This is a genomic window from Streptomyces cahuitamycinicus, assembly GCF_002891435.1.
GTDB classification, from domain to species: domain Bacteria; phylum Actinomycetota; class Actinomycetes; order Streptomycetales; family Streptomycetaceae; genus Streptomyces; species Streptomyces cahuitamycinicus.
In genome coordinates, this window is sequence record NZ_POUC01000359.1 from 1 (window position 1) to 8,339 (window position 8,339).

Genomic DNA, 8,339 nt, shown 5'->3' on the forward strand with positions numbered 1-8,339 from the left:
AATCAGGGGAGGTGGGACGGGAAAGGCCGTGCGGTGACGCCGATGGGGGGGTGCGCTCCGGGTACGCCGGTGAGCGTCCTGGGCCCCCTTCCCGAGCCGCTGGGAAGGGGGAGTTCACAGGGGGTGCGAAGGCGGAGGTCAGCCGTTGACGGCCGGGATCACCCGCGATCCGTAGGCCTCGATCACGGCCTCCTGCGCGTCGTGCATGTCGTAGACGGCGAACTGGTCCACACCGAGCGCGCGCAGCGCGTCCAGCTTCTCGATGTGCTTCTCGACCGGGCCGATCAGGCAGAACCGGTCGACGATCTCGTCGGGCACGAACTGGGTGTCCGGGTTGCCGGTGCGGCCGTGGTGGGAGTAGTCGTAGCCCTCGCGGGCCTTGATGTACTCGGTGAGTTCGTCGGGGACGGCGGCCGAGTGCTCCCCGTACTTGGAGACCAGGTCGGCCACGTGGTTGCCGACCATGCCGCCGAACCAGCGGCACTGCTCGCGCGCGTGGGCGAGCGCCTCGGGCGAGTCGTCCTCGGTGACGTAGGCCGGGGCGGCCACGCAGACGGTCACCTCGGCGGGGTCCCGGCCCGCGGCGACAGCCGCGTCCTTCACGGCCTTGACCATGTACTCGGTGAGATAGAGGTCGGCCAGCTGGAGGATGAACCCGTCCGCCTCCTCGCCGGTCATCTTCAGGGCCTTGGGGCCGTACGCGGCCATCCACACGGGCAGTTCGGCGCCCTGCCTGATCCAGGGGAACCGGACGACGGTGCCGCCGCCGAGGTCGGCCTCCCGTCCGCTGCCGAGGTCCCGGATGACCTTCATGGCCTCGCTGATCCGGGCCAGGGTGTTGGGCTTGCGGCCGGCCACGCGCATCGCGGAGTCGCCGCGGCCGATGCCGCAGACCGTGCGGTTGCCGAACATGTCGTTGAGGGTGGCGAAGGTGGAGGCGGTGACCTCCCAGGTGCGGGTGCCGGGGTTGGTCACCATCGGCCCGACCTTCAGGGTCGTGGTGTTGGCGAGGATCTGGCTGTAGATCACGAACGGTTCCTGCCACAGCACGGCGGAGTCGAAGGTCCAGCCGTACGTGAAGCCGTTCCGTTCCGCCCGCTTCATCAGGCTGATCACCCGCGAGGCCGGCGGGTCTGCCTGCAGGACGAGTCCGAAGTCCATCTGCGCCGCTCCTAGTTGAGGTACTGACAGGTGGAACGCGGGGTGAACACGCCGTGCCCGGCGTGGCCGGTGTACTCCCGCTCGGTGATGACGGGTTCGCCGCGCGAGAGGACCGTCTCGACCCGGCCGGTGGTGCGCTTGCCCTCGTACGCGGAGTAGTCGACGTTCATGTGATGCGTCTGGGCCGACATGACCTGCTCGGCGTGCGGGTCGTAGATGACGACGTCGGCGTCGGCGCCCGGCGCGATGGTGCCCTTCTTCGGGTACAGGCCGAACATGCGGGCCGGAGACGCGCAGGCGATCTCGATCCAGCGGCGGCGCGAGATGTGCCCGTCGAGGACCGCCTGGTGCAGGAGGTCCATACGGTTCTCCACGCCCGGCAGCCCGTTGGGGATCTTGGAGAAGTCGCCGCGGCCGAGGTCCTTCTGGCCGGTGAAGCAGAAGGGGCAGTGGTCGGTGGAGACGACCTGGAGGTCGTTCGTGCGCAGGCCGCGCCAGAGTGCCGCCTGGTGTTCGCGGGGCCTGAGCGGGGTGCTGCACACGTACTTCGCGCCCTCGAAGTCCGGCTCGGCGAGGTTGTCGGTGGACAGGAACAGGTACTGCGGGCAGGTCTCGCCGAAGACGGGCAGTCCCTCGTCGCGGGCCCGGGCCAGCTCGGCGACCGCCTCCGTCGCCGAGACGTGCACGACGTACAGGGGCGCGCCGGCCACCTGCGCGAGCTTGATGGCGCGATGGGTGGCCTCGGCCTCCAGCAGGGCCTTGCGGACCTCGCCGTGGTAGCGCGGGTCGGTCTCGCCCCGGGCCAGGGCCTGTTCGACCAGGACGTCGATCGCGATGCCGTTCTCGGCGTGCATCATGATCAGGCCGCCGTTCTCGGCGGAGCGTTGCATGGCACGCAGGATCTGGCCGTCGTCGCTGTAGAAGACGCCCGGGTAGGCCATGAACTGCTTGAAGGAGGTGACGCCCTCCTCGACCAGGTGGTCCATCTCCTTGAGGGTGTGCTCGTTGACGTCGGAGACGATCATGTGGAAGCCGTAGTCGACGGCGCAGTTGCCGTCGGCCTTGGCATGCCAGGTGTCGAGTCCCTCGCGCAGGCTGTGGCCGACGCTCTGCACGGCGAAGTCGATGATCGTCGTCGTGCCGCCCCAGGCGGCGGCCCGGGTGCCGGTCTCGAAGGTGTCGGAGGCGAACGTGCCGCCGAAGGGCAGCTCCATGTGGGTGTGGGCGTCGACACCGCCGGGGATGACGTACTTTCCTTTGGCGTCGATGACCCGTTCGGCGGTGAAGGCCTCTGCTGCGGGGGTGCTGGAGGTTGCGAGGGCGGCGATTCGGCCGTCCTCGATCAGGACGTCGGCGTGGATCTCGTCGGATGCGGTGATGACGAGGCCGCCTCGGATGACGGTTCGAGTGCTCATGGTGTGTCGCTCCTCGCCGTGTGAAGGTGCGGGCTGTGTGTGGCTGGTCCGCGCAGTTCCCGCGCCCCTGTCGGGCCGCCTACGGTGCCGTCAGTGGCCCGTACGCCCCCGGTGCCCGGTCCCGGTAGAACTGCCAGCGGTCGCGGACCTCGCGGAGTTTGGCCATGTCCAGGTCGCGGACGACCAGTTCGGGCTCCTTGTCGCTCGCCACCTCGCCGACGAACTGGGCCTCCGGGTCCACGAAGTACGAGGTGCCGTAGAAGTCGTTGTCGCCGTACTCCTCGACCCCGACCCGGTTGATCGCGCCGACGAAGTACTCGTTGGCCACGGCCGCCGCCGGCTGCTCCAGCTGCCAGAGGTAGCCGGACAGGCCCCGGGAGGTGGCGGACGGGTTGAAGACGATCTCGGCACCCGCGAGGCCCAGGGCGCGCCAGCCCTCCGGGAAGTGGCGGTCGTAGCAGATGTAGACGCCGACCTTGCCGACGGCCGTGTCGAAGACGGGCCAGCCGGAGTTGCCGGGGCGGAAGTAGAACTTCTCCCAGAAGCCCCTGACCTGGGGGATGTGCGTCTTGCGGTACTTGCCGAGGTAGGAACCGTCCGCGTCGATCACGGCGGCGGTGTTGTAGAGGACGCCGGGCTGCTCCTCCTCGTACATCGGCAGCACCAGGACGATGCCGAGTTCCTTCGCGAGTGCCTGGAAGCGCCGGACGATCGGGCCCTCGGGGATCCGCTCGGCGTACTCGTAGAACGCCGGGTCCTGGACCTGGCAGAAGTACGGGCCGTAGAACAGCTCCTGGAAGCAGAGGACTTGGGCGCCCTGCGCGGCGGCGTCGCGGGCCGCCTGCTCGTGGACCCGGATCATCGATTCCTTGTCGCCGGTCCAGGCGGTCTGGAAGACGGCGGCACGGATCACTTGGCTCATCGGGACCTCCGGTCGCTCGGTGTGCCGTGAGCCTAGGAACTCGCGGGGTCGTCGTTGAGTTGCACCGTGTCACGTCAAAGGGCGTGCGGCGTGCCACCGTGTCACTCTGCCGTGGACCCATGTTTCACCGCCGTTTCCCAGGTGATCCCGTGTTCTCACTGCTGTTGCGCGTCGTGCGCGAGGAGTGCGATGTGCACCGAGGCGGCCTGCTCGAAGTCGTCGAGGTCCACCCCGAGGCGGACCTGTATGGCCTCCAGGCGGCGGTACAGGGCCGGCCGGGAGACGTGGTGGAGCTGTGCGGTGCGGGACTTGTTGCGGCCGCTGGCGAGGTAGGTGCGCAGAACCGACAGCAGGTCCTCGTCGGTCTCGCGCAGCAGCCCGTCCAGCTCGCGCTCCGCGAAGGACTGCACGTGCGGGTCGTCGCGCAGCAGCCGGATCAGGCCCCGCAGGTGGACGTCCTTCAGGCGCACGACCGGCGGGAGGTCCAGCACGGCTGAGGAGTCGGCGACGGCGTCCGCGACGTGCCGGGCCTCGCGCAGTCCGGTGGGTACGTCGTCCCAGGAGGCGCGGGCTTCGGCAGCGGCTACGACGGTGTGGCCCGGGCCGGTCTCGGTTCGCAGCCGGGTCGCGAAGTGCGCGGCGAGGGCGCCCGCGTCCTGGTCCCGGGGCAGGCTGAGCAGCACGGCGGTGGCCCCGTCGGCCAGTTCGGCGACCAGGCCGGGCAGGCCCAGCAGCCGCAGGAGGCGTTCGAGCCGGGCGGGGTCGCCGTCACGGACGACCAGCGGCACGAAGGTGCGCCGGTTGACCGGCAGCCCGGCCGCGCGGGCCCGGGGCAGCAGCTGCCGTGCCGGTACGACGCCGCTGACCAGGTCGGTCAGCAGGCTCTGCGCGGACTGTTCCTCCCAGGAGCAGGCGGCGCCGCCGGCGAGCATGCGGTGCAGGACGAGAGCCTCGGCGGCGCGGTCGGCCAGCAGCCGTCCGGTGGCGGTGTCGCCCCGGTAGCCGCACAGCACGATCCGGCCCCACCGCTCCCCGCGTCCGCCCAGTTCGGCCCGGATCCAGCCGTCGCCCTCGACGCCGCCGGCCTGCCGGGCGATGCGCTCCCAGTCGCGCAGCACGTCGTCCACCGCGGGCCGCTCCCCCGCTGTGACGAGGACACGATGGGCGAGGTTGGTGACGACGACCGGGCAGGCGCTGTGCCGGGCGACCTCGTCGAGCAGGCGTTGCAGCGGGGCGCCGGCGGTGATGAGGGCGGTGAGTTCGGTGCGGACGGCCTCGGAGAGGCTGACGGCGGCGAACTTGCGCCGCACGAGACGTGACTGGACCTCCTCGGTCAGTTCGGCGAAGGGGAAGGGCCGGTGCAGGACGACCATCGGCAGCCCGCACCGCTCGGCCGCCCGGCGCATCACGTCCGGCGCCGCGGGGAAGGCGCGGCCGAGCCCGAGGACGATGGCGGCGGCCTCCGCGCGGTGCAGCGACCGGACGTACTCGGCCTGCTTGTCCTCGTCGCCGGCGAGCAGCACTCCGGTGGTGAGGACCATCTCGCCGCCGGTGAGCATCACTCCCACGTCGGCGGCCTCGGCGACGTGCACCCAGCGCACCGCCCGGTCGAGATGGCTCGCGCCGGCCACCACCTCGGGTTCCCCGGCGAGGACCCGCTCCAGGGTGAGGACCTGCCTGACCGACAGGGCGGGCTCCAGGGAATCCAGTGTGATGGTCATGGTGGCGGGCCCCTTGCTCAGTGCACTGCTACGGGATGCTCCGCAGAGCGTTCTCGAGGATCGCGGCGCCCTCCTCGGCCTCCGCGACGTTGAGGGACAGCGGCGGGGCGACGCGCAGCGAACTGGTGTTGTGGCCACCGCCCTTGCCGATCAGCAGGCCGCCCTCGCGGGCCGCCTCCAGGACGGCCGCGGCCGTCTGCGGATCGGCCTCGTCGGTCCCGGGCCTGGTGATCTCGATGCCGATCATCAGCCCCCGGCCGCGTACCTCCCGTACGGCCGGAACGTGCGCGGCGGCGGCCCGCAGCCGTTCGATGAGCAGGCCGCCGACGCGCCGGGCGTTGCCCTGGAGGTCGTGCTCCAGCAGGTAGTTGAGGTTGGCGAGGCCCGCCGCCATGGTGATCTGGGTGCCGCCGAAGGTGGAGATGCTGTTGGAGTCCAGGCAGTTCATGATCTCGGAGCGGGCGACGACCCCGCCGATGGACATGCCGTTGCCGATGCCCTTGGCGAAGGTCATGATGTCGGGCGGCCCGTTGTGGCCGTGGGCCTGCCAGCCCCAGAAGTGCTCGCCGGTGCGGCCCCAGCCGGTCTGCACCTCGTCGGCGATCCACAGGATGCCGCGCTCGTGCAGCACCTCGCGGAAGGCGGCGTACAGCCCGTCCGGTGGTGCGGTGAAGCCGCCGACGCCCTGGACGGGCTCGGCGATCAGCGCGGCCGGTGCGCGGGTGTGGCCGAGCAGGTCCAACAGGTCGTCGACGCATGCCGCGATGAAGTCGTCGTCGCCGAGGGAGGCGAACGGGCCACGGGTGCGCACGCCGCCGTGCACGTACAGCGTCTGGAGCGGGGAGAGGGAGGTCGGGGACCAGCCGCTGTTGCCGGTGATGCCGACGGCGCTGAAGGAGCGGCCGTGGTAGCTGTTGCGCATCGCCAGGACGGTGTTGCTGCGCCGGTACGCCGTGGCCAGCAGCAGGGCGGTGTCGTTGGCCTCGGTGCCCGACGTGGTGAAGAAGACGCGGGCGTCCGGGATGCCGCTCAACGCCGCGATGCGTTCGGCGAGTTCGACCATCGGGCGGTTGAGGTACAGGGTGGAGGAGTGGACGATCCGCCCGGCCTGCTCGCTCACCGCCTTGGTCACCTCGGGCAGCGCGTGCGCCGTCATGGTGGTGAGGATGCCGCCGAAGAAGTCGAGGTACCGGTTGCCCTGCGCGTCCCAGACGTGGCGGCCCTCCCCGTGGGTGATCTCCAGGGGCTCCTCGTAGTAGAGGGCGAGCCAGTCCGGGAGCACGGCCCGGTGGCGGCCCAGGAGGTCGTTGGTCACGGCTGCACCAGCCCTTCGTAGGCGTCGGGACGGCGGTCGCGGTAGAAGGCCCACGTCTGCCGCACTTCTTCGATGAGGTCGATGTCCAGATCCCGGATCACGAGCTCCTCCTGGCTGTCGCTGGCGACGTCCCCCACGAACTGCCCACGCGGGTCGACGAAGTAGCTCGTGCCGTAGAAGTCGTTGTCCCCGTACTCCTCCTGCCCGACGCGGTTGATCGCGGCGATGTAGTACCCGTTGGCGACGGCGGCCGCGGGCTGCTCCAGCCGCCACAGGTGCGACGACAGACTGCGGTGGGTGGCCGAGGGGTTGTAGACCAGTTGGGCCCCGGCCAGGCCGAGCTGGCGCCAGCCCTCCGGGAAGTGGCGGTCGTAGCAGATGTAGACCCCGACCTTGCCGACGGCCGTGTCGAAGACGGGCCAGCCGAGGTTGCCGGGCTTGAAGTAGAACTTCTCGCGGAAGCCCTTGAGCTGCGGGATGTGGTGCTTGCGGTACTTGCCGAGGTAGGTGCCGTCGGCGTCGATCACGGCCGCGGTGTTGTAGTAGAAGCCGGGCTGCTCCGCCTCGAACACCGGCGCGACGATCACCATGCCGGTCTCGCGCGCGAGCGCCCGCATCCGTCGCACGGTCGGCCCGTCGGGGACGGGCTCGGCCCAGCGGTAGTGCTCCGGCTCCTCGACCTGACAGAAGTAGGGGCTGTTGAAGACCTCCTGGAAACCGATGATCTTCGCGCCCCGGCGGGCCGCCTCGCGGGCGTGCTCCTCGTGTTTCGCCACCATGGACTCGGTGTCGCCGGTCCAGGTGGCCTGGACCAGGGCGGCACGTACGACGTTGGCCATGAGCTGCTCCTTCGACGCGACGTCTGCGCCTCTACGCCCGTAGAAGCGGGCCGTAGAGCCACGAACGTAAGCCTCTGGCACGGGGTTGCCAAGACCATCGTCGCCAACCCGCGGGGCATTGCGCGATTCACACTCCTGTGGGTGAGCCGCCCGGGGCGTGACGTCGCCGGTCAGGCGGCGAATCCGGCGACCCGCAGGGCGTGCACGAGATCCCAGCTGCACTCGTCCGACACGCCCCGCGCGGCCTCCAGGAGGAGCGGTACGAGACGCCGCGGGTCGGGTTCGGCGCTGCGGGCGGCTTCCTCGGGGGTTCGGGCCCGCACGTAGGCGTCGAGCAGCACGCGCACCTCGCGGTGGCGCCCTTCGGCGGCCAGGCCGAGGACGGCGTCCCCGACCTCGCCGGGCGGCCGTGCGATCCCCTGCCGCAGCATGTGCTGCCCGTCCTCCGCCCGCCCGGCCGCGACCAGTGCGTCGGCGGCGGCGACCAGCCGCCCGGCGGGCAGCGAGGCGGCCTCCCACAGCAGGGTCTGCCAGTCGGCGTCCAGGCCGGCGACGTGCAGCCGCTCCACGAGCAGCGGAAACCGGGCGGGCTCCCACGAGGCGACCTCGGTCAGCAGCGCGTGGGCCTCCCCGCTGCGCCCTTCGCTCCGCAGCCGGGCCAGCAGGTCGACAGTCCGTCCGACCTCGGCCACGTCCCCGGCCCCGGCCGCGCCGGCCTCCCGCGCCGGGCGCTCCACCACCGCCTCCCCGACGGCCCCGGCGAACCGCGCGCCGCGTGGGGTACGGCCGGTGCTCGCGGGGGCGGGCGCGGGCAGCACCGGCGCGTCAGCCGTCGGCGGCACGGCGACGGCTGCGGCGACCTCGTCCGCCATCCCGGCGAAGCGAGCACTGCCACGACGGCGTTTGCGCTGCTTGGGGGTGGGAGGTGGGGGCGCCGGGGCTTCGGGAGCGGCTGAGGCGGAGTCG

Annotated in this window: 6 protein-coding genes and 1 pseudogene; all 7 read right to left on the reverse strand. The window is 71.3% G+C overall.

Annotated features, from left to right (window positions below; genetic code table 11):
- Nucleotides 1-138 precede the first annotated feature (138 nt).
- Complete coding sequence (locus C1J00_RS32945; protein ID WP_102912639.1) at nt 139-1,161, reverse strand: TIGR03842 family LLM class F420-dependent oxidoreductase; 1,023 nt, start codon at nt 1,159-1,161, stop codon at nt 139-141.
- Nucleotides 1,162-1,172: 11 nt separating this feature from the next.
- Entirely contained in the window at nt 1,173-2,576 is a 1,404-nt protein-coding gene (gene hydA, locus C1J00_RS32950) for a dihydropyrimidinase (RefSeq protein ID WP_102912640.1), read from the reverse strand.
- A gap of 79 nt (nt 2,577-2,655) precedes the next feature.
- On the reverse strand, nt 2,656-3,498 hold the full coding sequence (locus C1J00_RS32955) for a nitrilase-related carbon-nitrogen hydrolase (protein WP_102912641.1): 843 nt from the start codon (nt 3,496-3,498) through the stop codon (nt 2,656-2,658).
- Between the two features lie 155 nt (nt 3,499-3,653).
- A complete protein-coding gene (locus C1J00_RS32960) occupies nt 3,654-5,219 on the reverse strand; it encodes a PucR family transcriptional regulator (RefSeq protein WP_102912642.1) in 1,566 nt (521 codons plus the stop codon).
- A gap of 28 nt (nt 5,220-5,247) precedes the next feature.
- On the reverse strand, nt 5,248-6,534 hold the full coding sequence (locus tag C1J00_RS32965; protein WP_102912643.1) for an aspartate aminotransferase family protein: 1,287 nt from the start codon (nt 6,532-6,534) through the stop codon (nt 5,248-5,250).
- A complete protein-coding gene (locus tag C1J00_RS32970; protein ID WP_102912644.1) occupies nt 6,531-7,373 on the reverse strand; it encodes a nitrilase-related carbon-nitrogen hydrolase in 843 nt (280 codons plus the stop codon). The genes C1J00_RS32965 and C1J00_RS32970 overlap by 4 nt, the downstream gene beginning before the upstream one ends.
- Nucleotides 7,374-7,543: 170 nt before the next feature.
- Nucleotides 7,544-8,339: pseudogene (locus tag C1J00_RS32975) on the reverse strand (hypothetical protein); the annotation flags it as partial.